The organism is Aquincola tertiaricarbonis, assembly GCF_000969605.1.
GTDB classification, from domain to species: domain Bacteria; phylum Pseudomonadota; class Gammaproteobacteria; order Burkholderiales; family Burkholderiaceae_C; genus Aquincola; species Aquincola tertiaricarbonis.
On sequence record NZ_JZUE01000007.1, the window covers coordinates 202,508 to 228,428 of the forward strand.

Genomic DNA, 25,921 nt, shown 5'->3' on the forward strand with positions numbered 1-25,921 from the left:
AGTCAGGCCCGTTCGAACTTGAACACCGCCACGCTGGCCAGCAGGTTGGGCAGCCGGCGCACCGGCCGGCCGTGCTGGATGCCGAAGCTCTCGATCACCGACAGCCCGTTCTTGCGCGCCAGCACTTCGAAGTCGGCATAGGTGCCCACGCGGATGTTGGGCGTGTCGTACCACTCGTAAGGCAGCACCCGCGTCACCGGCATGCGGCCCGAGGCCACGCGGATGCGGTTGGGCCAGTGCGCGAAGTTGGGGAAGCTGACGATGCCGATGCGGCCCACGCGCGCGGTTTCCTGCAGCATCTTCTCGGTATTGCGCAGGTGCTGCAGGGTGTCCAGCTGCAGCACCACGTCGAAGGACTGGTCCTCGAACAGCGCCAGGCCCTCTTCCAGGTTGAGCTGCAGCACCTTCACGTCGCGGCGGATGCAGGCCGCGACCTTGGCATCGTCGATCTCCACGCCGAAGCCGCGGCACTGCCGATGCTCGCGCAGGTGCGCCAGCAGTGCGCCGTCGCCGCAGCCCAGGTCGAGCACGCGACTGCCGACCGGCACCAGCGACGCTATCGTCTCCATGTCCGCCCTGTCACTCATGCCGCGAACTCCTTGGCCACGTTGGCGAAGTAGGCGCGCAGCACGGCGTGGTAGCGCGGGTCTTCCAGCAGGAAGGCGTCGTGGCCGTGCGGGGCGTCGATCTCGGCGTAGCTGACGTCGCGCTGGTTGTCGACCAGGGCCTTGACGATCTCGCGCGAGCGGGCCGGCGAGAAGCGCCAGTCGGTGGTGAAGCTCACCAGCATGAACTTGGCCTGCGCGGCGGCGAAGGCGCGCGTCAGGTCGCCGCCATGCGCGAGCGCGGGATCGAAGTAGTCCAGCGCGCGGGTGATCAGCAGGTAGGTGTTGGCATCGAAGTACTCGCTGAACTTCTCGCCCTGGTAGCGCAGGTAGCTCTCGATCTGGAACTCGATGTCCTGCGTGCTGTAGCCGAGCTCGGCGGCGCGCAGGCTGCGGCCGAACTTGGCTTCCATCGAGTCGTCCGACAGGTAGGTGATGTGGCCGATCATGCGGGCCACGCGCAGGCCGCGGGCCGGCACCAAGCCATGGGCGTAGAAATGGCCGCCGTGGAAGTCGGGGTCGGTGACGATGGCCCGCCGCGCCACCTCGTTGAAGGCGATGTTCTGCGCCGACAGGTTGGGCGCGGTGGCCACCGCCACGCAGTGCCGCAGCCGCTGCGGATGGCGCAGCGACCAGCTCAGCGCCTGCATGCCGCCCAGGCTGCCGCCCAGCACCGCGGCCAGCTGGGTGATGCCCAGGCGGTCGAGCAAACGGGCCTGCGCGTCCACCCAGTCTTCCACCGTCATCACCGGGAAGTCGGCGCCATAGGGCCGGCCGCCGGCGGCGGGGTCGGGGTTGGCATGCATCGGGCCGGTGGAGCCGAAGCACGAGCCCGGGTTGTTGATGCCGATGACGAAGAAGCGGTCGGTGTCCAGCGGCTTGCCGGGGCCCACCAGGTTGTCCCACCAGCCTTCGCTGCGGTCCTGGCCTTCGTAGGTGCCCGCCACGTGGTGCGAGGCATTGAGTGCATGGCACACCAGCACCGCGTTGCTGCGGTCGGCGTTCAGCGTGCCGTAGGTTTCATAGACCAGCGTGTAGTCGGCGAGCTTCGCGCCGCTCTTGAGCGGCAGCGGCTCGGCGAACTGCATGCGCTGCGGTGTGACGTGTCCAAGGGATGCCATCAACAAAGAACCCGGTGCCGCCAAAGAAGCGGACACCGGGCCGGGCATCCCTCTTTAGCAGTATTTGTTGAGCGCCCGCAATCTGAGAAGCAAATCGGCGCTGGGCTTTGGAGTGTACTCAACCGTCCTGGTTGATGCGCTCGATCAGCTCGCCCAGCACCTTCTCCGCCTGGTCGTTCTCGACCTGGCACGTGCCGGCCGCATGGTGGCCGCCGCCGCCGTACTGCAGCATCAGCGCGCCCACGTCGGTCTTGCTGCTGCGGTCGAGGATGCTCTTGCCGGTGGCGAATACCGTGTTGCGCTGCTGCACGCCCCACATCACGTGGATGGAGATGTTCGTCTGCGGGAACAGCGCGTAGATCATGAAGCGGTTGGCCGCGAAGATGGTTTCCTCGTGCCGCAGGTCCAGTACCACCAGGTTGCCGTGCACCGTGGCGCAACGGGTGATCTGCTCCTTGGCGCGCTCCGCATGCTCGAAGTACAGCTCCACCCGCTCCTTCACGTCGGGCAGGCCCAGGATGTCGTTGATGCCGTGGTTACGGCAGTAGGCGATCAGGTCCATCATCAGCGCGTAGTTGCTGATGCGGAAGTTGCGGAAGCGGCCCAGCCCGGTGCGCGCGTCCATCAGGTAGTTCAGCAGCACCCAGCCGCTGGGGTTCAGGATCTCGTCGCGGCTGAACTGGGCGGCGTCGGCCTTGTCCACCGCGGCCATCATGTCGGGCGCGATCGTCGGGAAGCGTGCCGCGCCGCCGAAATGGTCGTACACCACGCGGGCGGCCGAGGGTGCCTTGGCATCGATCACGTGGTTGGGCCGCTCGCCGGTGTTGCGCAGGGTTTCCGACGCATGGTGGTCGAAAGCCATGTGCACGCCCGGCACGTAGGGCAGGTTGGTGGTGATGTCGCGCGCCGTCACTTCCACCTTGCCGTCCTGCATGTCCTTCGGGTGCACGAACTTGATCTCGTCGATCATCTTCAGCTCGTTCAGCAGCACGGCGCAAACCAGGCCGTCGAAGTCGCTGCGGGTGATGAGGCGGTAGGTGGGCTGGGTCATGGTGGCTTTCGGTGTTCGGATGGCGTGGCCGGATTTCGGCAGGGCCGGCGCCGACTGAAGCGCGCCACAGTGTCGAGATCCTTTACACGCCACGTGAACAGCGCCGCCGAAATCGAGCCAAGTGCTTGATTTCATTGAGGATCACCAAGGTGGCACGGTGTCTGCTTTAAAGGCTCGCAACAGCTTTCACCCCACGGGAGTCCACACATGTTCAAGACCAAGCTCATCGCCGGCGCCGCCCTCGCCGCCCTGATTGGCGCCGCTACCGCCGCCCCGACCTTCAAGGTCCAGGAAGGCGCGCTGACCGGCACCAACGCCAACATCGTCACCGCCGACAAGATCACGCTGCGCTACGAAGCGACGATCAACCAGACGCAGGCTGGCCCGGCCGCCCCGACGTTCTTCACCGAGTCCGGCTTCTTCAACGCCACCGGCTACTCGAATGGCAGCGCTTCGCAGCCCTCGCAGCTGAACGGCCTGGAAGTCGGCGGCGGCTACCAGATCTACGGCCTGTTCACCGTGTCGGGCAACATCTCGTTCGCCGGCACCACCGCCCTGGCCGACTTCCTGACGGGCAGCGTGCGCTTCTACGCTGACACCAGCTCGAACACCACCAAGTCCCTGAACGGCACCACCGGCCTGGGCGCGACCACGCTGGTCGGCAACGGCGAAGACATCCTGCTGGGCAGCAGCGACATCGTGCTGGCCGGCAGCCAGGCCAACGTGCCCCTGGTCGGCAACCAAGCCGCCAGCGGCGGTTCGTTCGTCATCAACTACGGCGCCCTGAATCTGACCCCCACGGGTTCGGCCTTCTTCTTCGACCCGTCGCCGTTCTACCTGCGCATCGAAGTGTCGGGCGAGAACGAGAGCTTCAACCCGGCCCTGACCCCGGGCAACTACACCGGCACCGCCGTGGGTGATGCCTCGGCCGTGTTCAGCGATGTGCCGGAACCCGCCTCGCTGGCGCTGGTCGGCGCCGCCCTGGTGGGCCTGGGCCTGGCTCGCCGCCGCAGCACCAAGGCCTGATGGCCTGACGCTGGTGCCTTCGGCTGAAGGCGCTGCATGACAAACGGGGCCGACCCTTCGCAGGGTCGGCCCCGTTTCCTTTGGGGAGCGCCGATCAGGCCCCCGCCACCCGCGGCCGGATGAAGCGCAGCAGCAAACGCTGCAGCGGGTTGGCATTGCCGCCCGGCCGCCAGGTGTGCTTGAGCTTGTTCTCGTAGGCGTCGAACTGCAGCCCCCACGGCGCCGGCTTCAAGGCGCCGCGCCGCAGCAGCACCTTGAGCACCGCCGTGCCCATGACGCCTGCGCACAGGTCGCAGGACATGCCGGTGGACGGGCCGCGCCGCTCCTTGAAGTTCACCGCCTCGGGCGCCACCAGGTAGTTGCGGTTGAGCGCGGACGGCGACAGCCCGGCGATGAAGCGGGCGTACTGCTCCTCGACCGGCTGGCCTTCCACGCGGAAGTAGTCCTCGAAGCTCATGCGCCCCGGCTGGAAATACAGCAGCGACACGCCCATGCCCAGCGGTGCGGCCGTCAGCGCCGGGATGCCTTGGGCATAAGCCTGGGCGAACAGCAGCCGGCGCGCCTCGATGGCGAAGAAGTCGATGCCGTCCACATACACGTCCACCCCGCCCAGGAAGGCCGCCACGTTGTCCGGCGACACGCCTTCGCCGAACACGGTGACCTCGGCCTGCGGGTTGATGTCGCGCACCATGGCCGCGATCACGTCCGCCTTGGGCTGGTCCAGCGTGCTCATGAAGGCACCGGCCTGCCGGTTGAAGTTGTGCACCTCGAAGCGGTCGAAGTCGGCGATGTGGAAGCGGGTGATGCCCAGCCGGGCCAGCGTCAGCGCATGCGCGCCGCCCACCCCGCCCAGGCCGGCGATGGCCACACGGGCGCTGCCGAGCTTGTCCTGCTCCTGCGCGGTGACCCAGCCGATGTTGCGCGAGAAGGCGCGGCTGTAGTCGAAGCGGTTGTTGTTGTCCAAAGCGGTCTCCTGTTCCTCGGCGACGCGAAGCATCGGAGTTTGAGATCGGAGCCGGGCGGCCGGGCCGCATGGCGGTCACGGCGCCCGGCAACGGACACCGTGACCGATGTCACTAAAGCTGGCCCAGCAGCTTCTGCACTTCGGGTTGCGCGGGGTACTTGTCCCCCAGCGCGGCCAGCGCCTGCAACTCGGTACGGGCCAGTGCCGGCTTGCCGCCTTGCATGTAGATGCGGGCCAGCGACATGCGTGCCGCCGGCTCGTCTGGGGCCAGTTCCAGCACCCGCTTCTGCACGCGGATGGCCTCGTCGTACTGCTTGTCCTGCGCCAGCGCCAGGGCCAGGGTGTCCAGGATGGCGGGCACCTCGGGCTGCAGCTCGTTCGCCCGGCGGGCGTGGGCCAACGCGCCGTTGTCGCCCGCGCGCACCATCGACCACGCGATGTTGTTGAGCACCGGCACGTAGTCGGGGTGGTGGTCGAGCACCGCCTTGAACTGCGCGATGGCCTTGGGATAGTCGCGCGCCATCATCGCTACCTCGCCGAGGTGGGCCCGCAGCTCACGCTCGGTGGGGTGGGCGGCGATCCAGCCGGCCGCCAGCTTCTCTGCCTCGGGCGCGCGTCCAGCCTGCAGCAGGGCGCGGTGCAGGCGGATCACCGGCTCGGGTTGCGCGAAGCGGGCGTACACCGCCTTGTAGCGCTCCACCGCCACCGCCGGGCCGCCTTTTTCCGCCTCGATGTCGGCTTCCCACAGGTAGCCGGTGGGGTCCTGCGGGCGTGCCTTCTGCACGGTGCGGGCGATGGCCAGGGCGTCGGCGGTGCGGCCGTCGGTCATCGCCATGCGCACCAGCTGCTGCTGCGCCGGCACCAGGTCGGGCGCCAGCGCCACCGCGCGCTGCAGGTGCGCCCTGGCGCCTTGCGGATTCCGGGCGGCCAGCTGCACTTCGGCCAGGCGGGTGTGCGGCAGCGGCGATCCGGGCGCCAGCGCGACCAGCCGGTTGAAGGTGGAGATGGCCTGGTTGGTGTCGCCGGTGGCCATCTGGGCACGGCCCAGCGCGTCCAGCAGCTCGATGCCTTCGGGCTGCGCGCCCAGCGCGGCCTGGGCCGCCTCCAGCGCCTGCTGCGGCTGGCGATGTATCAGCAGGTGTTCCACCAGCGCCAGCCGGGGCTGCACCTCGGCCGGGTTGGCCTTGATGGCCTCGCGCAGCAGGGCCTCGATCTTGGCGGGCTCGGTGCGGTCACGCGCCATCAGGCCCGCCAGGCCGAGCTGCGCCTGGAGGTTGCGCTTGTCGGCGGCCAGCACCTTCTCGAAGCGTGCACGCGCGGCATCACGCTTGTTCTCGCGCAGGTCCAACTCCACCAGCCGCAGCACCGCCGGCATGTAGGTGGCGTCCAGGCCCACCGCCCGCTCGAAGGAAGCACGGGCGCCGGCCAGGTCGTTCTGCCGCAGCTGCAGCCCACCGCGCAGCTGGGCGGCCAGCGGCTTGCCGGGCTGCTTGGCTTCCAGGCGCTCGATGGCCTGCAGCGCCTGGGCGGTGTCGCCACGGCCCACGTAGTAGCTGATGACCACCATGTCGGTCTGCGAGCCGGTCTTGTCCTCGGCGGCGATGGACTTCAGCTCGTCGAGCGCGGCCGGGCTCTGGTTGCGCTGCAGCTGCAGCGCGGCCAGCGCCGTGCGGCTGCGCAGCTGGTCGGGCGCGGCCTGCACCGACTGGCGGAATAGCTGCTCGGCCTTGTCGGCCTGGCCCATCAGCAGCTGCACCTCGCCGGCGATGAGCAGGGCTTCGCTGTCGGGCTTGGCGGCCGCCAGCAGCGGCTCCAGCGTGGCCAGCGCCTTGGCGGGCTGGCCCAGGCGCACGTAGGCCTGCGCCAGCAGCCGCCGCGCCGCGGGCAGGTCGGGCGAGAGCTGCAGCGCCTTGGCCAGCGTGCGCTCGGCCACCAGCACGCGGCCGCGCTTGAGCTCCAGCCCGCCGGCCACCTGCAGCGACAACGCATGGTTGGGGGCGGCCTTGAGCACCTGCTGGATCAGCTCGTAGGCGCGCTGGTCGTCGCCGCGGGCCAGTGCCGCCTGCGCCTCGAAGAACAGGCTCTGCCGCTGCTGGCCGGGCACCCGGCGCAGCTTCTCGATCTCGGCGGCGGCCTCGGGCTCGCCCAGCTCGAACAGCAGCGAGATCTTGGCGATGCGCGCCGGGCCGTGCGCCGGCTGGTGTTCCAGCGCGGTGTTGTAGGCGGCCAGCGCTTCCTGGCGCCGGCCCTCCAGCGTCAGCAGGTTGCCGCGGGTGAACCAGGCGTCGGCATCCTTCGGATGGGCGGCGGTCACCTTGTCGGCCAGCGCCAGTGCCTCGGCGCGCCGGCCCTGGTTGCCCAGCAGGCGCGCCTGCAGCAGCTGCGCGGGGGCATGGTCGGGCGCGGCCTGCAGTGCATCGGCCAGCGCCTGTTCCGCCTGCGGCTGCGACTTTTCGCCAAGGTAGGCCATCGCGAGCGAGGTCTTGAGGCTGGCGGTGGCCTCGGGCTTGTCGAAGCGGGTGGTGGCGTAGTCGCGGATCACCACCTGCCCCTGGCCCTGGGCGGTGAGCGCCCGTGCCAGCGCCGGCACCGCCTCGTCGGCCGGGTAGCCGTACTCCAGCGCCCGGCGCAGCTCGCCCACGGCATTGGCCGCATCGCCGCTGCGCAGCAGCGCTTCGCCCAGCAGGAAGCGGGCTTCGGCCAGCTTGAGGTCCTTCTGCAGCGCGTTCTTGAGCTGGATGATGGCCGCCGCGTTGTCGTTGCGGTCCATGTACGACCTGGCCGAGGCGATCAGGTCGCCGCTGCTCTGGCCACCGCAACCGCCGGCGATCAGGACGGGGACGAGGACGGCGATTTTCAGCAGACGGGAGAGGGGCAAGGCCAAGATAACCACCATGGGGAGAGCAGAACATCACCGCCGTTCGCTCGACGGCGCGGCCGCGTCGGATGGTACACAAGCCCGTCAGCGGGCTTTTAGGAGTTGGCAGCCCCCTCAGGCCGCCGCCACCGGCGTGTACCCCGCCTCCTCGATGGCGGCGCGCAGCACTGATGCATCGGCCGCCACCGGCTGCACTTGAACGCGGTGCGCGTCCAGGTCCACCTGGACCTGCGCACCGGGATCGGCTTGCTGTAATGCCTGGGTGATGGCCCGCACGCAGTGGCCGCAGCTCATGTCGTTCACTTCAAAGCTGATCATGGAGAACTCCGGTGGGTAAGGAAGCCTGCAGCTTGAACCCTGCCCTCGTGGCAAGGTCAAGCGCGGCACACGGGGTAGGGCCTTGGCTTGACCTTGCCATGATGGCAAGGTTCACACTGGCTGCCAGAACCTGCCTCGGAAGTCCCCCGCCATGTCGTCAGCCACCACCACCGCCGCGCCGTCCCACGAATTCCAGTTGCAGATCGGCGGCATGACCTGCGCCTCCTGTGTGATGCGGGTGGAAAAGGCCCTGAAGAAGGTGCCGGGCGTGCAGGAGGCCAGCGTCAACATCGCCACCGAGCGCGCCACCGTGCAAGCCGGCGATGGCGTGCAGCCGCAGGCGCTGCAGGCGGCGGTCGAGAAGGCCGGCTACGAGGCCAGCCCGGTGTTGGAAGACGCCGAAGCCGCCGGCGCCGCGGCTTCGGCCCCCCGCGGCCTGCCGGGCTGGTGGCCGGTGGCGCTGGCTGCCCTGCTCACGCTGCCGCTGATCCTGCCGATGCTGCTGGCGCCCTTCGGGGTGGAGGCGGTGCTGCCCGCGGCCTGGCAGCTGGCGCTGGCCACGCCGGTGCAGTTCGTCCTGGGCTGGCGCTTCTACCGCGCCGGTGTCAAGGCGGCGCTGTCCGGCAGCGGCAACATGGACCTGCTGGTGGCCCTGGGCACCTCGGCCGCCTACGGCCTGTCGGTCTACCTGATGGCCGTGGCGGGCGGACATGCGGCGCACGGCGGCGGCATGCCGCACCTGTACTTCGAGGCCTCCGCCACCGTCATCACGCTGGTGCTGCTGGGCAAGTGGCTGGAGCAGCGCGCCAAGCGCCAGACCACCGAGGCCATCCGGGCGCTGAATGCCTTGCGCCCGGCGGTGGCCCGGGTGCGCCGGCACGGCGTGGAAGCCGAGGTGCCGGTGCGCCAGGTGCGGGTGGACGACCTGGTGGTGATCCGCCCCGGCGAGCGCGTGCCGGTGGACGGCGTGATCGTGGAAGGTCACAGCCACTTGGACGAATCGCTGCTGACCGGCGAGAGCCTGCCCGCCGCCCGTGGCGAGGGCGGGCCGGTAACCGGCGGCGCCATCAACGGCGAAGGTGCCCTGCTGGTGCGCACCACCGCCGTGGGCGCCGAGACCACGCTGGCCCGCATCATCCGGCTGGTGGAATCGGCCCAGGCCGGCAAGGCGCCGATCCAGCGCACCGTCGACCGCGTGAGCGCGGTGTTCGTGCCGGTGGTGCTGGGCATCGCGCTGCTCACCTTCGGCGGGTGGGTGCTGGCCAGCGGCGACTGGGAGCAGGCGCTGATCAATGCCGTGGCGGTGCTGGTGATCGCCTGCCCTTGCGCGCTGGGACTGGCCACGCCCACGGCCATCATGGCCGGCACCGGCGTCGCGGCCACGCACGGCATCCTGATCAAGGATGCGCAGGCGCTGGAGCTGGCGCACGCCGTCACCACCGTGGCCTTCGACAAGACCGGCACGCTGACCGAAGGCCTGCCTTCGCTGGTGGCGCTGCTGCCCGCGCCCGGCATGGACGAGGCCGAACTGCTGCGCCTGTGCGCCGCCGTGCAGCAGCACAGCGAACATCCGCTGGCGCGTGCCGTCAGCGCCCGTGCACAGGCGCAGGCGCTGCCCGTGCCTGCCGCGGCCGACGCGCAGGCGCTGCCCGGCCGCGGCCTGCAGGCCACGGTGGAAGGCCGCCGGCTGCTGCTGGGCAGCCAGCGGCTGCTGGACGAATCGGGCGCCGAGGCCGGCGCGCTGGCGGCGCAGGCCGAGCGGCTGCAGGGCGAGGGCCGCACCGTGTCCTGGCTGCTGGAAGCGCATGGCGGCGGCGCCCGCGCGCTCGGCCTGCTGGCGTTCGGCGATACGGTCAAGCCCGCCGCGGTGGCTGCGGTGCAGCGCCTGCACCGCCTGGGCATCCGCACCGTGATGCTCACCGGCGACAACGCCGGCAGCGCCCGCGCCGTGGCCCAGCCGCTGGGCATCGACGAGGTGCGCGCCGACGTGCTGCCGGCCGACAAGGCCCAGGCCGTGCAGGCGTTGCGCGAGGCCGGCGGGGTGGTGGCGATGGTGGGCGACGGCATCAACGATGCCCCGGCGCTGGCCGCGGCCGACGTGGGCATCGCCATGTCCACCGGCACCGACGTGGCGATGGAAACCGCCGGCATCACGCTGATGCGTGGCGACCCGGCGCTGGTGGCCGACGCCATCGACGTCTCCCGCCGCACCTACGCCAAGATCCGCCAGAACCTGTTCTGGGCCTTCGCGTACAACGTGGTGGGCATCCCGCTGGCCGCGCTGGGCTGGCTGAACCCGATGATCGCCGGCGCGGCCATGGCCTTCAGCAGCGTGAGCGTGGTGGCCAATGCGCTGCTGCTGCGCCGCTGGCGGCCCGGCGCCTGAACCGGATGGCAACAAGGAGCCCCGCATGAGCATGAACATCGGCCAGGCGGCCAAGGCCAGCGGCATGACGGCCAAGATGATCCGCCACTACGAGCAGATCGGCCTGCTGGCCGCGCCGCCGCGCACCGAGGCCGGCTACCGCCTGTACAGCGCGGCCGACGTGCACACCCTGCGCTTCATCCGCCATGCGCGCGATCTCGGCTTTCCGCTGGCGCAGATCGGCGAGCTGGTGGGCCTGTGGCGCGACCGCGAGCGGCCCAGCCGGCAGGTCAAGGCCCTGGCGCAGGCCCAGATCGACGCGCTGGAAGCCAAGGCGCGCGAGCTGCTGGCGATGAAGGCCTCGCTCGAGCACCTGGTGCACTGTTGCCACGGCGACGACCGGCCCGACTGCCCGATCCTCGACACCCTGGCCGCGCCGGAGGCCGTGCGCTGAGCCGCGCACGTGCTCAGGGCAACCCGTTGCGCCCGTGCAGCAGGAAGGCCTGCCGCTGGCTCAGCCGCTCGTAGTAGGCGGCCACGGCCGGCAGGGAGGCATGCGCCATCGGCACCGAATACCAGCGATGGGTGGCCAGGCCCAGCACCACGTCGGCCAGCGTGAAGTCCGCGCCCAGCACGAAGGCGCCGGTGCGCTCCAGCTGGCGGTCCAGCACCGCCATCAGGCCGTTCCACTGCGCCACGCTGGCCTGGATGGCCGCGGCATCGGTGTGCGCCGGGCTGTGCCGCACCAGGGCCATGAAGGCATAGCGCCAGGCGTTGTTCAGGTCGCCCAGCTGCCAGTCCATCCACTGCTCCACCCGGGCACGGGCGAAGGCGTCGGTAGGCAGCAGGTCGGTGCGGCCATGGCGGCGCGCCAGGTAGCGGCAGATGGTGTTCGATTCCCACAGCACCGCCTCGCCGTCCACCATCACCGGCACCAGCGCATTCGGGTTCAGGGCCTTGAAGGCCGGGTCGTCGGTGGGCCGGAAACCCGCGCCCCATTGCTCCTGCTGGTAGGGCACGCCGATCTCGGCGCAGGTCCACAGCACCTTGCGCACATTGATGGAAGGCGATTTGCCGAGGATCTTCAGCACAGGGGGCTCCGGGTGTCTGCAATGGCGGCCCGACGATAACCGCCCCGCATGGCCGGTGAAGCCGCCGCTTATCCGCGCGCGCCGATTCACGGGCAGCCACTACCATGCGGCGGCCCCATTTCCCGAGAGAACGACGATGGCCCCTGCCTGGATCTCGGCGGTCAACCGCCATGTGCCCGTGCGCTACACGGCGGTGTTCGCCTGCGCGGTGGCCGCGCTGCTGGGCAGCTTCGCCTGGATCGGCTTCGGCAGCGGCGGCTGGGTGGCGCTGCTTGGCCTGGCGGGCCTGGCCATCGGCGTGCACGACCTGCGCCAGCCGCAGCACTCCATCCTGCGCAACTACCCGGTGATCGGGCACCTGCGCTTCCTGCTGGAGTTCATCCGGCCGGAGATGCGGCAGTACTTCATCGAGAGCGACAACGAGGCCGCGCCCTTCTCGCGCCAGCAGCGCTCGCTGGTCTACCAGCGTGCCAAGGGCGAACCGGACAACCGGCCCTTCGGCACGCAGATGGACGTGAAGCAGCCGGGCTACGAGTGGATCAACCATTCCATCGCGCCCACGCGGATCGACAGCCACGACTTCCGCATCACCATCGGCGCCGGCCGCGCGCAGCCCTACAGCGCCAGCGTGTTCAACATCTCGGCCATGAGCTTCGGCGCGCTGTCGGCCAACGCGGTGCTGGCGCTCAACGGCGGCGCCCGGCGGGGCAACTTTGCGCACGACACCGGCGAAGGCTCGATCAGCCGCTACCACCGCGAGCATGGCGGCGACCTGATCTGGGAGATCGGCTCCGGCTACTTCGGCTGCCGCAACGACGACGGTTCCTTCAACGAGGAACGCTTCGTCGCCAATGCCACCGACCCGCAGGTGAAGATGATCGAGCTGAAGCTGAGCCAGGGCGCCAAGCCCGGCCATGGCGGCGTGCTGCCCGGCCCGAAAGTCACGCCGGAGATCGCCGCGGCGCGGGGCGTGCCGGTGGGCGTGGCCTGCATCAGCCCCTCACGCCACGGCGCCTTCGACACGCCGGTGCAGATGCTGCAGTTCATCGAGCGGCTGCGCACCCTGTCGGGCGGCAAGCCCACCGGCTTCAAGCTGTGCATCGGCCATCCTTGGGAATGGTTCGCCATCTGCAAGGCGATGCTGGCCACCGGCATCGTGCCCGACTTCATCGTGGTCGACGGCGCCGAAGGCGGCACCGGCGCTGCGCCCCTGGAGTTCACCGACCACGTCGGCGCGCCGCTGCAGGAAGGCCTGCTGCTGGTGCACAACACGCTGGTGGGCCTGAACCTGCGCGAGCGCATCAAGATCGGCTGCGCCGGCAAGGTGATCAGCGCCTTCGACATCGCGCGGATGATGGCGCTGGGCGCCGACTGGTGCAATTCGGCGCGCGGTTTCATGTTCGCGCTGGGCTGCGTGCAGGCCCAGACCTGCCACACCGGCCACTGCCCCACCGGCGTGACCACGCAGGACCCCGTGCGCCAGAAGGCGCTGGTGGTGCCCGACAAGGCCGAGCGGGTCTACCGCTTCCACCACAACACGCTGGAAGCACTGAAGGAACTGGTGCAGGCCGCGGGCCTGAAGCACCCCAACCAGATCACGGCCGCGCACATCGTGCACCGGGTGTCCGACCACGAGGTGCGGCTGCTGATCAACCAGCTGCCCTTCCTGCGGCCGGGCCAGTTGCTGGCCGCCATCGAAGGCCGCGAGGACTGGCCGCATGCCGTCTACAGCCTGTACTGGAAGCTGGCGCGGGCCGAGAGCTTCGAGCCGGTGACCGGCGAAGGCCCGGCGCTGGAGCGGGCCGCCAACCCGCCGATGCCGCCCACGCAGGCCGCGCAGGCGGGCCAGGCGACGCAGGCCGCCTGAGCCTGCTCAGGCCGTCGGCGGCGCCGTGTCGGCGAAGCTGGCACGGGCGGCCAGCTTGTCCAGCAACTTGCCCAGGTTGGGATGCTGGCTGCGCCACTCCACCTGCGGGAAGCGGAAGTCGGTGTAGGCCAGCGCGCAGCCCACCGCGATGTCGGCCAGCGTCAGGTGGTTGCCGCCGCAGCACCAGGGCTTGTCGCCCAGGCCCTTGGCCATCGCCTTCAGCGAGGCGTCCACCTTGACCATCTGGCGGTCGATCCAGGCCTGCGAGCGCTCGCCCTCGGCGCGGCCGGGCCAGGTCTGCTCCAGGCGGGCGAGGATCAGCGCGTCCAGCACGCCGTCGGCCAGCGCCTCCCAGGTGCGCACCTCGGCGCGTTCGCGGCCGGCGGTGGGCAGCAGCTTGCCCACGGGCGACAGCGCATCCACGTACTCGACGATCACGCGGCTGTCGAAGACGGCTTCGCCGCCTTCCATCACCAGGCAGGGCACCTTGCCCAGCGGGTTGGACGCGAGGATGGCGTCGCTGCCCCACACGTCTTCCTGCACGAACTGGTAGTCCAGCTTCTTCTCCGCCAACACGATGCGCACCTTGCGCACGTACGGGCTGGTCAACGATCCGATCAGTTTCATAGTTCTGGCTGCCCCTACCCTGTGCGGCCGATTCTAGTCACGGGCTCAGCGCGCCAGCGTCCAGTCCACCTCGGGGGGCCGGCCGGGCAGCTGCAGCAGGCTGCGCACGGGCGCCGACTCGGCCAGCACCGCGCCGCCGCGCACCACCAGCAGCCGGTGCGCGCGCAGGCGCAGCGCCTCCACCGGCGTGCGGGCCTGCAGCAGCACGAAGTCGCCGCGGCAGCCGGGCGCCAGCCCGTAGCCTTCCAGGCCGAGGATGCGCGCGCTGTTGACCGTCACCGCATCGAAGCAGGCCTGCATGCCGCCCTGCGAAGTCATCTGCGCCACGTGCAGGCCCATGGCGGCCACCTCCAGCATGTCGCCGGAGCCGAGCGAATACCACGGGTCCATCACGCAGTCATGGCCGAAGCCCACGTTCACGCCCGCGGCCATCAGCTCGGGCACGCGCGTCATGCCGCGGCGCTTGGGGTAGGTGTCGTGCCGGCCCTGCAGCGTGATGTTGATCAGCGGGTTGGCCACCGCATGCACGCCGGCCTCCGCGATCAGCGGCAGCAGCTTGCTCACATAGTAGTTGTCCATCGAGTGCATGGACGTGAGGTGCGAGCCGGTGACCCGGCCCTGCAGCCCCAGCCGATGCGCATGGAAGGCCAGCGTCTCGATGTGGCGCGACATGGGGTCGTCGCTCTCGTCGCAGTGCATGTCCACGCGCAGGCCGCGGTCGGCCGCGATCTCGCACAGCACCCGCACCGACTCGGCGCCGTCGGCCATCGTGCGCTCGAAGTGCGGTATGCCGCCCACCACGTCCACGCCGAGGTCGAGCGCACGCTCCAGGTTGGCCAGCGCATTCGGCGCGCGCAGCACGCCGTCCTGCGGAAAGGCCACCAGCTGCAGGTCGATGTAGGGCCGCACCTGCTCGCGCACCTGCAGCAGCGCCTGCACCGCCATCAGGCGGTCGTCGCACACGTCCACATGGGTGCGGATGGCCAGCAGGCCCTTGGCCACCGCCCAGTCGCAATAGGCCAGCGCACGTTCCACCAGCGCCTCGGGCGTGAGCAGCGGCTTCAGCTCGCCCCACAGGCCGATGCCTTCCAGCAGCGTGCCGCTGGCGTTGACACGCGGCAGGCCGTAGCTCAGCGTCGCGTCCATGTGGAAGTGGGCGTCGACGAAGGGTGGGCTCAGCAGCCAGCCCTGTGCGTCGTGCACCGGCAGCTGCGGCGACGCCTGGATGTTCGGCTCCACCGCCACGATGCGGCCATCGAGCACCAGCACGTCGAGCCCGCTACGGCCGTCGGGCAGCGTGGCGTTGCGGATCAGCAGGTCGTGCATCGACACCGCCGGCCGTTCTACTTGGTGCCGAAGATGCGGTCGCCGGCGTCGCCCAGGCCCGGCACGATGTAGCCGTGCTCGTCCAGCCCGCGGTCGATGGCGGCGGTGTACACCGGCACGTCGGGGTGGCTGCCGTGGAAGTTCTTCAGGCCCTCCGGCGCGGCCAGCAGGCACACGAAGCGGATGCTCTTGGGGTTGGTTTCCTTCAGCCGCTCCACCGCGGCCACGGCCGAGTTGCCGGTGGCCAGCATCGGGTCGAGCACGATGACGTCGCGCTCATGCATGTCGCTGGGCATCTTGAAGTAGTACTCCACCGCCACCAGCGTCTTCGGGTCGCGGTACAGGCCCACGTGGCCCACGCGCGCGCCGGGCACCACGTTCAGCATGCCGTCGAGAAAGCCGTTGCCCGCGCGCAGGATGCTGACGAACACCGTCTTCTTGCCGTCGATCACCGGCGCCTGCATCTTCTCGAGCGGCGTCTCGATCTCGATCATCTGCGTGCCGATGTCGCGCGTGATCTCGTACGCCATCAGCATGCTGATCTCGTTCAGCAGCCGACGGAAGCCGCTGGTGCTGCGCGTCTTCTCGCGCATCAGCGTCAGCTTGTGCTGAACCAGCGGGTGGGTGATGTGGTGGACTTGGGGCAGGCTCATGGGCTCGTGCGGGCGGTAGACAAATGCGCTGCGAGCATACGCCGACGCCACGCGCGCGGCACGCTACAGGCCCAGGTCCGACAGGCCGGCGTGATCGTCCGGCCGGCGGCCCAGCGGCCAGTGGAACAGGCGGTCTTCCGCGCGGATCGGCAGGTCGTTGATGCTGGCGTAGCGCCGCTCCATCAGGCCCTGGGCGTTGAACTGCCAGTTCTCGTTGCCGTAGCTGCGGAACCAGTGGCCGGAGTCGTCGTGCCACTCGTAGGCAAAGCGCACCGCGATGCGCGGGCCGTCGAAGGCCCACAGCTCCTTGATCAGCCGGTAGTCCAGCTCGCGCGCCCACTTGCGCTGCAGGAACTGGCGCACCTGCTCGCGGCCCACCGGAAACTCCGCGCGGTTGCGCCACACGGTGTCTTCGGTGTAGACGCCGGCCACGCGGTCGGGGTCGCGGCTGTTCCAGGCGTCCTCGGCCATGCGCACCTTCTGCCGCGCGCTGTCCTCGGTGAAGGGGGGAACGGGCGGGCGGGTCTCGGGTGCGGCCATGGCGTCTCCTTGCGTGGCGTCAGTAGGTCTTGTACGGCAGGAACTTGCCGCTCATGGTGATGCTGACACGATCGCCGGCGGGATGGGCCTCGCGCTGCAGGTCCATCTTGAAATCGATGGCGCTCATGATGCCGTCGCCGAACTCTTCATGGATCAGTTCCTTGAAGGTGGTGCCGTACACGCTCACCAGCTCATAGAAGCGGTAGATCAGCGGATCGGTGGGCACGCTGGTGGGCAGGCTGCCCTTGTAGGGCACCACCATCAGCCACTGCTTCTCGGCGGGCGTCAGGCCGAAGATCTCGGCCAGCACGCCGGCCTGCTCGGCATTCAGCGTCATCTGGCCCAGGCAGGCGGCCGTGACCCATTCCTTGCTCAGGCCCACCCTGGCGGCCACGTCGGACCACTTCAGGCCCTGGGCCACCTTGGTGGCGATGATCTTCTCGGTGACGTCGATGCGGCTCATGCGGCTTGCTCCTTGCTGCGCGGATGGAAGGGCGTGACCTTCGGGTCCGCCGGTGGGTATTCGGTGTGCGGCGCGTCCGCGGCCTGCAGGCCGGGGCGCACTTCGGGTGGTTGGGGCGGCGCGCGGCCGTGCGACAGCGCCTGGCTGCGCTCCACCAGGAAATCGACCAGGTGGTTGCGGATGCGGTAGTACTGCGGGTCGTGGTGCAGCGTGGCGCGCTGGCGGCTGCGCGGCAGGGTGTTGACCACCACCTCCGCCACGCGGGCCTGCGGGCCGTTGCTCATCAGCAGGATGCGGTCGGCCAGCAGGATGGCCTCGTCGACGTCGTGCGTGATCATGAAGACGGTCTGCCGCGTCTCGGCGCAGATGCGCAGCAGCTCGTCCTGGATGGTGCCGCGCGTCAGCGCATCCAGCGCGCCGAATGGCTCGTCCAGCAGCAGCATGCGCGGCTCGATGGCGAAGGCGCGGGCGATGCCCACCCGCTGCTTCATGCCGCCCGACAGCTGCGAGGGCTTCTTGTCGATGGCCGGCGCCAGGCCCACCATCGCGACGAACTTCTCCACCTGCGCATCCACCTGCGCGGCGCTCCACTGCGGCCACTTGCTGCGCACCGCGAAGGCGATGTTCTTGCGCACCGTCAGCCAGGGCATCAGCGCATGGCCCTGGAACACCACGCCACGCTCGAGGCTGGGCCCGGCGATCTCGCGGCCGTCCATCAGCACCACGCCCTGGCTGGCCTGCTCCAGCCCGGCCAGCACGTTGAGGATGGTGGTCTTGCCGCAGCCGCTGTGGCCGATGATGCAGACAAACTCGCCGGTGCGGACGCTGAAGTTCACTTGGTCGAACACCGGCTCGGCAGCGCCAGGGTAGGCCTTGGCCAAGCCCTGCACTTGTATGAGCAAGGGCAGTTCAGCGGCCGGCGCCGGGCCGCTCCCAAGCGGCCGCGCTCCCCCCTGGGGGGACGACGCTGCAGGCGTCTTGGGGGCTCCATCAGTCTGCATAAGTGACTGCCTTTTGAAGGCGGGCGAACATCAGGTCCAGCAACATGCCCACCACGCCGATCGTGAGGATTGCGAAGATCACGTTGGGCAGCGAGAGGTTGTTCCACTCGTTCCACACGAAGTAGCCGATGCCGGTGCCGCCCACCAGCATCTCGGCCGCCACGATCACCAGCCAGGCGATGCCCATGCTGATGCGCATGCCGGTGAGGATGGTGGGCGCCGCGGCCGGCAGGATCACTTCGAACGCACGGCGCAGCGGCTTGACCTCCAGCGTGCGGGCCACGTTCAGCCATTCGCGCCGCACGCCCGCCACGCCGAACGCGGTGTTGATCAGCATCGGCCACACCGAGCAGATGAAGATCACGAAGATGCCCGACACGCTCGAATCCTTGATCGTGTAGAGCGCCAGCGGCATCCAGGCCAGCGGCGAGATGGGCTTCAGGATCTGGATGAACGGATCGAGCGCGCGGTACAGCAGCGGGCTCATGCCGATGGCAAAGCCCAGCGGGATCGCCACCAGGGCCGCGATCAGGTAGCCCAGCGCGACGCGGCCCAGGGAATGGCCCAGCTGCAGGCCGATGCCCTTGTCGTTGGGCCCGTTGTCGTGGAAGGGGCTGGCCAGCTGCGCCCAGGCGGCGGCCCCCATCTGCGCTGGCGTGGGGAAGCCCGACTTCTGCACCGGCGAGGCCGCCGCGCCGGCCGTCGGGTCCTTGCCCATCAGCTTGGCGTATTCGATCTCCTCGGCCGTCATGCTGGCCGCGGCGGGTGCCGGAGCCGTCCCGCGCGCCGGCAGCGTGGCCACCTGCCATACCGCGAGCAGCAGCACCAGCAGCGCCAGCGACAAGGCCGCGGCACGCAGGCTCAGGTGGCTCGGCGTGGTGTTCGTCGCCACTGCGTCAGGCCCGCTTGATGGCGAAGCTGGACACGTAGGCGTCCGGCTTCTCGGGATCGAACACCTTGCCCATGACGGTGAACTTGGGGTACGCGCCGGCCGGCGGCTTCATGTCCAGCGACTCCATCGTCTTCTTGGCGTCGGTCAGCAGGAACACCTGCTCGGCCAGCTGCTTGTAGTTGACGTCGCCCTTCACGTAGCCCCAGCGCTTCATCTGCGTGAGGATCCATACCGCCATGCTCTGCCAGGGCATGGGGTCGAAGTCGGCTCGGTCGGGCACCGACTGCACCTTGCCCAGGCCGTCGGCGAAGCGGCCGGTGAGCACCTGCGCCAGCACCGTCTCGGGCTGGTTGAGGTAGGCCTGCGGCGCGATCACCTTCGCGATCAGCTCGCGGTTCTTCGGCTCGCGCGCCATCGCGGCCGATGTCATCACCGCGCGGAACAGGGCGGCGAAGGTGTTGGGATTCTTCTGGATGAACTCGGCCGAGGTGCCGAAGGCGCAGCACGGGTGGCCGTTCCACAGGTCCTTGGTCAGCAGGTGGATGAAGCCGATCTCCTCATACACCGCGCGCTGGTTGAACGGGTCGGGGCCCAGGTAGCCGTCGATGTTGCCGGCGCGCAGGTTGGCCACCATCTCCGGCGGCGGCACCACGCGGATCTGGATGTCGCGATCGGGGTCGAGCCCTGCTTCGGCCACGTAGTAGCGCAGCAGGAAGTTGTGCATCGAATACTCGAAGGGCACCGCGAACTTGAAGCCCTTCCACTGCTTCGGGTCGCGCTGGTCCTTGTGCTTGTTGGCCAGCGTGATGGCCTGGCCGTTGGTGTTCTGGATCGTCGCCACCCGCATCGGCACCGGGTTGGAGCCCGCGCCCAGGCTGATGGCCAGCGGCATCGGGCTCAGGAAGTGCGTGGCGTCGTACTCCTTGTTGAGCATCTTGTCGCGGATGAGCGCCCAGCCGGCCGTCTTCACCACCTCCACGTTCAGGCCCTGCTTGCTGTAGAAGCCCAGCGGGTGGGCCATGATCAGCGGCGTGGCGCAGGTGATGGGGATGAAGCCGATCTTCAGGTCCTTCTTCTCCAGCGCGACCTTGTCCTGGGCCATCGCCTGCAGGCTGGCCAGCGGCAGCACGCTGCCGATGGCCGCCATGGCGGTGGAGCGGCCCACCGCGCGCAGGAAGCGCCGGCGCACCTCGTCCTGCGGGAACAGCGCCTTGACCAGCGCGGCCTCGATGAAGGCATTGGCGCTGGCGATGAAGTCCTCGCTCTCGCTGCGCGCCTTCAGCGTGCCGATGGCCGCCTCGGCCTGCCCATGCTCGGCCGCGGAAGCATGCTGGCCGCAGGCGCAGCGCATCAGCAGCGGGCGGTCTGCGTCGTACGGGTCGAGGCCTGGGCTCATCGGGGTGTCCTTGGTGGATCGGTGAGCTGAATGCTAGGAAGCCACCCCCGCGGGCACCATCGATCAGCGCGGGTTGTTGGTGTAGGGCTGGCACTACGCCAGCAACTGATGCCTCACCGCATACAACGCCAGCTCCACGTCGTTGCGCACGCCGGTCTTCTCGAGGATGCGGGCGCGGTAGGTGCTCACGGTGTTGGGGGCCAGCACCAGCTGCTCGGCGATCTCGCCCACGCTGTGGCCGGTGGCCAGCAGGCGGAACACCTGGTGCTCGCGGTGCGACAGCCGCTCGTGCAGCGGCTGCTCGTCATCGGCGCCGCGGCCGGCGCCTACCGCGCCGGCCAGCTGCTCGGCCACGCTGGGCGTGATGAACAGGCGACCGCGCGCCACGGTGCGGATGGCGTCGATCATCTGCTCGGAATCGGCGCTCTTGTTCAGGTAGCCGGAGGCGCCCAGCTTCAGGCTGCGCACCGCGTACTGCCGGTCGGGGTAGGTGCTGAGCATCAGCACCGGCAGCTTGGGGAATTCGGCCTTGAGCTGCTTGAGCACGTCCAGCCCGTCGCGCTGCGGCATCGCGATGTCCAGCAGCAGCACGTCGATGCCGCCGCGGCGCACCGCCGCGATGGCGTCGGGGCCGTTGGCGGCCTCGCCGGCCCAGCCGATGTCGTCGGCGTCGGCCAGGATCTGCTTGATGCCCTGGCGCACGATCTGGTGGTCATCGCAGACCAGCACGTGGATCATGGCGCGGCCTCCTGCACGCTCAGCGGCATCACCAGCCGCACGCGGGTGCCCAGGCCCGGCGCGCTGTCGATCACCAGCCGGCCGCCGAAGTGCGCCGCACGCTCGCGCATGCCCAGCACGCCGTAGCTGCGTGCATCGGCCAGCGCCTCGGGCGGCGCGCCGATGCCGTCGTCGCGCACGTCCAGGTACAGCACCGGCTCGGGCGGGTCGTCCACCGTGATGCGGATCTGCACCCGCGTGGCCTGCGCATGCCGGGCGATGTTGCTCAGGATCTCCTGGAAGATGCGGAACACCGCGATGGCCACGCCCCCTTCCGGCGGCGCCACGCCGGCGGCCACGTGCAGCTGCAGGTCGCTGGGCAGCTCGGCGGCCTCGATGAATTCCTGCGCCTGCCATTCCAGCGCGGCCCACAGGCCCTGGTGGTCGAGGATGCTGGGCCGCAGGTCGGTGATGATGCGGCCGACGTTGTCGACCGCGGTGTCGATCAGCCGGCCCATGCCGTGGCACTTGCACAGCAGCTCGGGCCGCGCGGCCATCGGCGCCAGGCGCTTGCCCAGCCAGTCGACATCCATCTTCAGCGCCACCAGCAGCGAGCCGAGCTCGTCGTGCACCTCCCGGGCGATGCGCTTGCGCTCGGTCTCGCGCACCGTCTCCAGGTGGTTGGCCAGCTCGCGCAGCTGCGCCAATGCAGTGCTGAGCTCGGCGGTGCGCTCGGCCACGCGGGTTTCCAGCGCATCGTTCGTGCGGCGCAGCAGCTCCTCGGCCTGCTTGCGCTCGCTGATGTCGACGAAGGTGACCACCGCGCCGCAGACCTCGCCGTTCTCCAGGATCGGGTAGCTGCTGTATTCGGCCGGAAAGGCGCTGCCGTCGGCGCGCCACAGCACCTCGCCATCGACCCGGCAGGGCAGGCCCTGGCGGAAGGCGTTGAAGATGGGGCACTGTTCTTCCGGGTAATGCGCGCCGCCCGGGTGCGTGTGGTGGATCAGCGCATGCATGTTGCGGCCCAGCACCTGCTCGGGCGGCCAGCCCAGCTGCTGCGCCGCGCTGCGGTTGACGAACACGCAGCAGCCGGCCAGGTCGATGCCGAAGATGCCCTCGCCGGTGGATTCCAGCAGCAGGCTCAGGCGATCACGCCAGACGTCGGCCACCCGGCCGGCGCCGGCTGCGGGGAGAACGGCAGACCACGACATCGTGCCGCGCCTGCACGCAAGCCACGTGCCGGGCGGCTCTACGGCTCTACGGCGCTGCCTGCGCCGCTGCCGCGGCGATCGCGCCGGGCGTGGTGATCCACAGGTCGGCCCGGTGCGCGGCGATGTGCTGCAGCGCCCGCCGCAGCCGGTCAGGCCGGCCCACCACGATGGCCGGGATGTCGTTCAGCTCCTGCGGGTACGGCACCGACCACAGCGGCAGGCTGCGCCGGGTGATCAACAGGTCGTCGAAACGGTCGTGGGGGGCGCGCCCCGGTCACCGGCCCGTCAGGGCGCCGCCGTTCACCGGGAAATCGACGCCCGTCATGAACGCCGCATCGTCCGACGCCAGCCAGTTGCACAGGCTGGCCACTTCCTGCGGGCGGCCCAGGCGGCGCACCGGCGTGGCGGCGGCCAGTTGCTGCAGCACGTCGGGCGGTGGCGTGCGGGCACCGGCGCCGGCGATGTGGCCGGGCGACACGGTGTTGACGGTGATGCCGTGCGGCGCCAGCTCCTGCGCCAGCGAACGGGTGAAGCCCTGCGCCGCGGCCTTGGCAGTGGCGTAGTTGACTTCCCGCACGCGGCCCTGGCCGCCGGTCAGCGATGCCATCAGCACGATGCGGCCGAAGCGCCGTTCCATCATGCCGTCCACCACCTGCTTGGTGACGTTGAACAGCGAATCGATGTTGCCGCGGATCACCGCCTGCCAGTCGCGGGTGTCCATGTCGCGGAAATGGCGCTCGCAGGAGCGGCCGGCGTTGTGGACCAGCACGTCGATGGGGCCCAGCTCCCGCTGCACCGCGCCGAAGGCGCGCGTGGTGCTGGCCCAGTCGGTCACGTCGCCCTCGGAGGCGATGAAATGGAAGCCCAGCGCCTTCTGCGCCGCCAGCCAGGCCGCGCGGCGCGGCGAATCGGGCGCGCAACCGGCCACCACGGTGTGGCCGCTGCGCGCCAAGGCCTGGCAGATGGCAGTGCCGACGCCACCCATCCCGCTGGTGACGTAGGCGATGCGCGAACTCATGGAAACGATCCTCTCTGGTGGCTGGACAAGGCGGATGGCGCGCCGCCTGATGGCTGCATCGGACGCCTGACCGCCGGCTGAAACACGGCAACCGCCGTGCACGCCGGGACGGTGCAGGTTTGCACGCTCGGCGCCCCTTCGGGCACTTTCGCTGCAGTGCAGCAATTGTGAGGCCTGGCGGGCGACCGTTCCAGGCCAGGGCCTCAAGTCACCCTGGCCCCGCGGCTGCGTGTTGACGCCAGGCCCGGGCCGCGGCAGCCGGTGCGCAGCCTCAGAACACCGTGCCGTCGCTGTCGATCTGCACCGGCGGGCCGCCGCCGGGACGCAGTTCCGCCGCGATCTGCCGGCCGGCCTGCCAGGTGCCGCCTTCCAGCACGCGGGCCAGCGGCATCTGCTGCGCGCTGGCGCCCAGCCGGGCCCGCACGCGTGGCGCCAGCTCGTCCAGCAGCACCACGGTGAGGGCACGCCATTCGATGGTCCAGGGCTCGCCGGGCGTGCGCGGCCGGTCGGCAAAGCCGGGATCGCGCGGCACGATGACACCGGCGTCCAGCAGCAGGCCGCCGTTGCGGTACTCGGGCAGGCCGGTGAGCGCGTCCAGCCCGGCCACCGGCACGCCCGCCCATTCGAAGGGCTCCAGCAGCGAGTAGCTGAGCCACTGGCTGAGCTTGTGGAACGGCACCCAGCCGGCACTGGGCCCGCTGCCGCCGGCCAGCGGATGCGCCCAGGCATCGCCCACCGGCAGCCCGGCAGCGCCAAAGCGCTGCCCACTGGGCCAGATGCCGCTGAAGGCGTCCAGCAGCGCCTTCAGGATGTCGGCGGCCTGCACCGTGCCGGCCGGTGCCAGCAGGTCGAACAGGCGGCCCGGCCGGCCATCGGCGCCAAAGGCCTCCGGCTGCGCGGCCAGGGCCTCGCCCAGCCGGCGCAGCAGGGCGGCACGGCCTTCCAGCCCCACCAGCGGATGGGTGTCGTCGGCGCGGAACACCTCGGCCAGCAATGCGGCATCCAGCTGCCGCAGCGCCTGCGCATCCACCCGCAGCGGCTCGGCCGGGTCGGACGAGAACCGGCCGGCCACGAAGGCGCGGAAGCTGGCCACGCCCAGGCCTTCGGAGCGGCTGTAGACCTGGCCGGGCGTGCCGTCGGCCAGCACCTCGGCATACGACCACTGCGGGCCAGCGCCGGCATCCAGCAGCACGCTCACCAGCGCCAGGTCGATGCGGGCACGCGCGACCTCGGCCGGGCTGCGGCCGGCCAGCAGCGCATCCATCTCGGCCTTGCGGTCCACGCCGCCGGCCTCGAAGTGGCGCCAGCGGCTGTGGTACGGAATGCCGCCCTGGGGGAAGCGGCTGCGGGTGAGGGCGGCCACGCGGTCGGCCACCGCGTCCAGACGGCCGAGGTCGAGCCGGAAGTGCGGCGAGCGCTCGGCCTGCACCGCATGGGTGATGTTGCGGCAGCGCTCGCGGATGGTGGCGGCCTGGCGCAGCAGCTGCACCGCGGCGTGGTCCTGCAGCTCAGACAAGGCCGCGCCCCTTGACCTGCGCCAGGTCGGCTTCGGTCATCACGCCACCATCGGTGAAATAACCGGCGGCGATCTTGGCCTCGATCTCCACCTTGGCGTCGGCCGGCACCAGCGCGTCGGGGATCTTCACCCGCTCGCCCACCTCGATGCCGCTGCCGGTGATGGCGTCGAACTTGTCGTTGCTCATGCTCACCAGCCGGTGGATCTTGCGGATGCCCAGCCAGTGGAGCACGTCGGGCATCAGCTCCTGGAAGCGCATGTCCTGCACGCCGGCCACGCATTCGGTGCGCAGGAAGTACTTGTCGGCGCGGTCTCCGCCCTCTTGCCGCTTGCGCGCGTTGTAGACGAGAAACTTGGTCACCTCGCCCAGCGCGCGGCCCTCCTTGCGGCTGTAGGCGATCAGGCCCACGCCGCCCTTCTGCGCGCCCTGGATGCACTCCTCGATCGCATGCGTGAGGTAGGGCCGGCAGGTGCAGATGTCGGAGCCGAACACGTCGGAGCCATTGCATTCGTCATGCACCCGGGCGGTGAGCGTGACCATCGGGTCGGCCAAATCGCGGATGTCGCCGAACACGTAGAGCGTCTGCCCGCCGATGGGCGGCAGGAACACCTCCAGGTCGCTGCGCGTAACCAGCTCGGGGTACATGCCGCCGGTTTCCTCGAACAGCGCGCGCCGCAGGTCGGACTCCTTCACCCCGAAGCGGCGCGCCACGCCGGGCAGCCACCACACCGGCTCCACCGCCACCTTGGTGACCACGGCGGAGCCGTCTTCCAGCAGGAACTTCCCATCGGGCTGCAGCCGCTGGAAGGCGATGGCCTGCTTCACCTCGGGCAGGTGCACATGCGCCTTGGTGACGGCGATGGTCGGGCGGATGTCGTAGCCCTGCGCCAGGAAGTCGGCATACACCGACTGCACCGAGGCGCCCCAGGGATCGATGGACACCATCTTCTCTGCGTCGGCCCACTGGGGATAGGGGCCGATGGCATCGGTGGGCGCGGTGTTGGTGAGGTCGGCTCGGTGGCCACGGGTGAGGTTGCCGGCCGCCACCGCCAGCGCGCGGTACACGCCGTAGCTGCCGCTGTGGGTGCCGATGACGTTGCGCTGCGCGCGGCTGGTGGTGCTGCCGACGACGGGCCCACGCAGCACCGGATCGGCCGCGCCCCACTGGATGATGGGCGCGCCGCCCGGGCCTTGCTGGCCCGGATGCGAGGTCAGTCGGATGTGCCGTGCGGGCTCGGCGGACGAGGTGGTCATCTCAAGGTCTCCGGGGACAC

Annotated in this window: 24 protein-coding genes and 1 pseudogene; 4 read left to right on the forward strand and 21 right to left on the reverse strand. The window is 70.1% G+C overall.

Going from position 1 to position 25,921, the window contains the following annotated elements:
* Positions 1-2: 2 nt before the first annotated feature.
* The 3 genes from metW to VO99_RS10785 all read right to left on the reverse strand — a co-directional run bounded on the left by metW (position 3) and on the right by VO99_RS10785 (position 2,777).
* Positions 3-587, reverse strand: coding sequence for a methionine biosynthesis protein MetW (gene metW / locus VO99_RS10775; protein WP_046112838.1), 585 nt, complete (start codon positions 585-587; stop codon positions 3-5).
* A complete protein-coding gene (metX, locus tag VO99_RS10780; RefSeq protein ID WP_046112839.1) occupies positions 584-1,726 on the reverse strand; it encodes a homoserine O-succinyltransferase MetX in 1,143 nt (380 codons plus the stop codon). The genes metW and metX overlap by 4 nt, the downstream gene beginning before the upstream one ends.
* Before the next feature lie 118 nt (positions 1,727-1,844).
* Positions 1,845-2,777: an exopolyphosphatase gene (locus VO99_RS10785; protein ID WP_046112840.1), complete on the reverse strand. Its 933-nt coding sequence runs from the start codon at positions 2,775-2,777 to the stop codon at positions 1,845-1,847.
* A 207-nt stretch (positions 2,778-2,984) separates the two neighbouring features.
* Between VO99_RS10785 and pepA the strand changes: the two genes are divergently transcribed.
* Complete coding sequence (gene pepA, locus VO99_RS10790; protein WP_046112841.1) at positions 2,985-3,803, forward strand: flocculation-associated PEP-CTERM protein PepA; 819 nt, start codon at positions 2,985-2,987, stop codon at positions 3,801-3,803.
* 94 nt (positions 3,804-3,897) lie between these two features.
* Here the strand turns inward: pepA and VO99_RS10795 are convergent, their stop codons facing one another.
* The 3 genes from VO99_RS10795 to VO99_RS10805 all read right to left on the reverse strand — a co-directional run bounded on the left by VO99_RS10795 (position 3,898) and on the right by VO99_RS10805 (position 7,963).
* Complete coding sequence (locus tag VO99_RS10795; RefSeq protein WP_232315331.1) at positions 3,898-4,767, reverse strand: ThiF family adenylyltransferase; 870 nt, start codon at positions 4,765-4,767, stop codon at positions 3,898-3,900.
* A 112-nt stretch (positions 4,768-4,879) separates the two neighbouring features.
* Complete coding sequence (prsT, locus tag VO99_RS10800) at positions 4,880-7,645, reverse strand: XrtA/PEP-CTERM system TPR-repeat protein PrsT (RefSeq protein WP_232315332.1); 2,766 nt, start codon at positions 7,643-7,645, stop codon at positions 4,880-4,882.
* A gap of 114 nt (positions 7,646-7,759) precedes the next feature.
* Positions 7,760-7,963 carry a heavy-metal-associated domain-containing protein gene (locus tag VO99_RS10805; protein ID WP_046112844.1) on the reverse strand — a complete coding sequence of 68 codons (204 nt, stop codon included), beginning with the start codon at positions 7,961-7,963 and terminating at the stop codon, positions 7,760-7,762.
* 151 nt (positions 7,964-8,114) lie between these two features.
* Between VO99_RS10805 and VO99_RS10810 the strand changes: the two genes are divergently transcribed.
* Both VO99_RS10810 and cueR read left to right on the forward strand, forming a co-directional pair.
* The gene (locus VO99_RS10810; protein WP_046112845.1) at positions 8,115-10,349 is read left to right on the forward strand and encodes a heavy metal translocating P-type ATPase; all 2,235 of its coding nucleotides are present in this window, start codon (positions 8,115-8,117) and stop codon (positions 10,347-10,349) included.
* Positions 10,350-10,380: 31 nt separating this feature from the next.
* A complete protein-coding gene (cueR, locus tag VO99_RS10815; RefSeq protein WP_046112929.1) occupies positions 10,381-10,782 on the forward strand; it encodes a Cu(I)-responsive transcriptional regulator in 402 nt (133 codons plus the stop codon).
* A 13-nt stretch (positions 10,783-10,795) separates the two neighbouring features.
* Here the strand turns inward: cueR and VO99_RS10820 are convergent, their stop codons facing one another.
* A complete protein-coding gene (locus VO99_RS10820; protein ID WP_046112846.1) occupies positions 10,796-11,419 on the reverse strand; it encodes a glutathione S-transferase family protein in 624 nt (207 codons plus the stop codon).
* 136 nt (positions 11,420-11,555) lie between these two features.
* Here VO99_RS10820 and VO99_RS10825 point away from each other — a divergent pair, with 136 nt between their 5' ends.
* Entirely contained in the window at positions 11,556-13,286 is a 1,731-nt protein-coding gene (locus tag VO99_RS10825; protein ID WP_046112847.1) for an FMN-binding glutamate synthase family protein, read from the forward strand.
* Between the two features lie 6 nt (positions 13,287-13,292).
* Here VO99_RS10825 and VO99_RS10830 read toward each other — a convergent pair whose 3' ends face one another.
* From VO99_RS10830 to VO99_RS10895, 14 genes and pseudogenes are all read right to left on the reverse strand, one after another.
* Positions 13,293-13,913 (reverse strand): glutathione S-transferase N-terminal domain-containing protein, encoded by a 621-nt coding sequence (locus VO99_RS10830; protein WP_046112848.1) that lies wholly within the window; start codon positions 13,911-13,913, stop codon positions 13,293-13,295.
* Between the two features lie 45 nt (positions 13,914-13,958).
* Positions 13,959-15,239 carry an amidohydrolase family protein gene (locus VO99_RS10835; protein WP_046112849.1) on the reverse strand — a complete coding sequence of 427 codons (1,281 nt, stop codon included), beginning with the start codon at positions 15,237-15,239 and terminating at the stop codon, positions 13,959-13,961.
* A gap of 17 nt (positions 15,240-15,256) precedes the next feature.
* A complete protein-coding gene (gene upp, locus VO99_RS10840) occupies positions 15,257-15,892 on the reverse strand; it encodes a uracil phosphoribosyltransferase (RefSeq protein ID WP_046112850.1) in 636 nt (211 codons plus the stop codon).
* A gap of 63 nt (positions 15,893-15,955) precedes the next feature.
* Complete coding sequence (locus VO99_RS10845; protein WP_046112851.1) at positions 15,956-16,432, reverse strand: nuclear transport factor 2 family protein; 477 nt, start codon at positions 16,430-16,432, stop codon at positions 15,956-15,958.
* 19 nt (positions 16,433-16,451) lie between these two features.
* Positions 16,452-16,895: a cyanase gene (gene cynS, locus VO99_RS10850; protein ID WP_046112852.1), complete on the reverse strand. Its 444-nt coding sequence runs from the start codon at positions 16,893-16,895 to the stop codon at positions 16,452-16,454.
* Positions 16,892-17,896 (reverse strand): ABC transporter ATP-binding protein, encoded by a 1,005-nt coding sequence (locus VO99_RS10855; RefSeq protein WP_083440507.1) that lies wholly within the window; start codon positions 17,894-17,896, stop codon positions 16,892-16,894. The genes cynS and VO99_RS10855 overlap by 4 nt, the downstream gene beginning before the upstream one ends.
* Positions 17,886-18,788 carry a nitrate ABC transporter permease gene (gene ntrB, locus VO99_RS10860; protein ID WP_046112853.1) on the reverse strand — a complete coding sequence of 301 codons (903 nt, stop codon included), beginning with the start codon at positions 18,786-18,788 and terminating at the stop codon, positions 17,886-17,888. Before ntrB ends, VO99_RS10855 begins: the two co-directional genes overlap by 11 nt.
* Positions 18,789-18,792: 4 nt before the next feature.
* A complete protein-coding gene (locus VO99_RS10865) occupies positions 18,793-20,184 on the reverse strand; it encodes a CmpA/NrtA family ABC transporter substrate-binding protein (RefSeq protein WP_046112854.1) in 1,392 nt (463 codons plus the stop codon).
* Positions 20,185-20,277: 93 nt separating this feature from the next.
* Positions 20,278-20,922 (reverse strand): response regulator, encoded by a 645-nt coding sequence (locus VO99_RS10870; protein ID WP_046112855.1) that lies wholly within the window; start codon positions 20,920-20,922, stop codon positions 20,278-20,280.
* Entirely contained in the window at positions 20,919-22,112 is a 1,194-nt protein-coding gene (locus tag VO99_RS10875) for a sensor histidine kinase (protein WP_046112856.1), read from the reverse strand. The genes VO99_RS10870 and VO99_RS10875 overlap by 4 nt, the downstream gene beginning before the upstream one ends.
* A 46-nt stretch (positions 22,113-22,158) precedes the next feature.
* A pseudogene (locus tag VO99_RS10880) lies at positions 22,159-22,338 on the reverse strand (hypothetical protein); the annotation flags it as partial.
* A 48-nt stretch (positions 22,339-22,386) separates the two neighbouring features.
* Complete coding sequence (locus VO99_RS10885; protein WP_046112858.1) at positions 22,387-23,130, reverse strand: SDR family oxidoreductase; 744 nt, start codon at positions 23,128-23,130, stop codon at positions 22,387-22,389.
* Between the two features lie 271 nt (positions 23,131-23,401).
* Positions 23,402-24,646, reverse strand: coding sequence for a URC4/urg3 family protein (locus VO99_RS10890; protein WP_046112859.1), 1,245 nt, complete (start codon positions 24,644-24,646; stop codon positions 23,402-23,404).
* Positions 24,639-25,901 carry a GTP cyclohydrolase II gene (locus VO99_RS10895; protein ID WP_046112860.1) on the reverse strand — a complete coding sequence of 421 codons (1,263 nt, stop codon included), beginning with the start codon at positions 25,899-25,901 and terminating at the stop codon, positions 24,639-24,641. Before VO99_RS10895 ends, VO99_RS10890 begins: the two co-directional genes overlap by 8 nt.
* Between the last annotated feature and the right edge of the window lie 20 nt (positions 25,902-25,921).

What these genes read in the sequence shown, in the direction of transcription:
- metW (WP_046112838.1), bottom strand. Translation starts at nt 587, where the DNA reads ATGAGTGACAGGGCGGACATGGAGACGATAGCGTCGCTGGTGCCGGTC.
- metX (WP_046112839.1), bottom strand. Translation starts at nt 1,726, where the DNA reads ATGGCATCCCTTGGACACGTCACACCGCAGCGCATGCAGTTCGCCGAG.
- VO99_RS10785 (WP_046112840.1), bottom strand. Translation starts at nt 2,777, where the DNA reads ATGACCCAGCCCACCTACCGCCTCATCACCCGCAGCGACTTCGACGGC.
- pepA (WP_046112841.1), top strand. Translation starts at nt 2,985, where the DNA reads ATGTTCAAGACCAAGCTCATCGCCGGCGCCGCCCTCGCCGCCCTGATT.
- VO99_RS10805 (WP_046112844.1), bottom strand. Translation starts at nt 7,963, where the DNA reads ATGATCAGCTTTGAAGTGAACGACATGAGCTGCGGCCACTGCGTGCGG.
- VO99_RS10810 (WP_046112845.1), top strand. Translation starts at nt 8,115, where the DNA reads ATGTCGTCAGCCACCACCACCGCCGCGCCGTCCCACGAATTCCAGTTG.
- cueR (WP_046112929.1), top strand. Translation starts at nt 10,381, where the DNA reads ATGAACATCGGCCAGGCGGCCAAGGCCAGCGGCATGACGGCCAAGATG.
- VO99_RS10825 (WP_046112847.1), top strand. Translation starts at nt 11,556, where the DNA reads ATGGCCCCTGCCTGGATCTCGGCGGTCAACCGCCATGTGCCCGTGCGC.
- VO99_RS10830 (WP_046112848.1), bottom strand. Translation starts at nt 13,913, where the DNA reads ATGAAACTGATCGGATCGTTGACCAGCCCGTACGTGCGCAAGGTGCGC.
- VO99_RS10835 (WP_046112849.1), bottom strand. Translation starts at nt 15,239, where the DNA reads ATGCACGACCTGCTGATCCGCAACGCCACGCTGCCCGACGGCCGTAGC.
- upp (WP_046112850.1), bottom strand. Translation starts at nt 15,892, where the DNA reads ATGAGCCTGCCCCAAGTCCACCACATCACCCACCCGCTGGTTCAGCAC.
- VO99_RS10845 (WP_046112851.1), bottom strand. Translation starts at nt 16,432, where the DNA reads ATGGCCGCACCCGAGACCCGCCCGCCCGTTCCCCCCTTCACCGAGGAC.
- cynS (WP_046112852.1), bottom strand. Translation starts at nt 16,895, where the DNA reads ATGAGCCGCATCGACGTCACCGAGAAGATCATCGCCACCAAGGTGGCC.
- VO99_RS10855 (WP_083440507.1), bottom strand. Translation starts at nt 17,896, where the DNA reads ATGCAGACTGATGGAGCCCCCAAGACGCCTGCAGCGTCGTCCCCCCAG.
- VO99_RS10865 (WP_046112854.1), bottom strand. Translation starts at nt 20,184, where the DNA reads ATGAGCCCAGGCCTCGACCCGTACGACGCAGACCGCCCGCTGCTGATG.
- VO99_RS10870 (WP_046112855.1), bottom strand. Translation starts at nt 20,922, where the DNA reads ATGATCCACGTGCTGGTCTGCGATGACCACCAGATCGTGCGCCAGGGC.
- VO99_RS10875 (WP_046112856.1), bottom strand. Translation starts at nt 22,112, where the DNA reads ATGTCGTGGTCTGCCGTTCTCCCCGCAGCCGGCGCCGGCCGGGTGGCC.
- VO99_RS10885 (WP_046112858.1), bottom strand. Translation starts at nt 23,130, where the DNA reads ATGAGTTCGCGCATCGCCTACGTCACCAGCGGGATGGGTGGCGTCGGC.
- VO99_RS10895 (WP_046112860.1), bottom strand. Translation starts at nt 25,901, where the DNA reads ATGACCACCTCGTCCGCCGAGCCCGCACGGCACATCCGACTGACCTCG.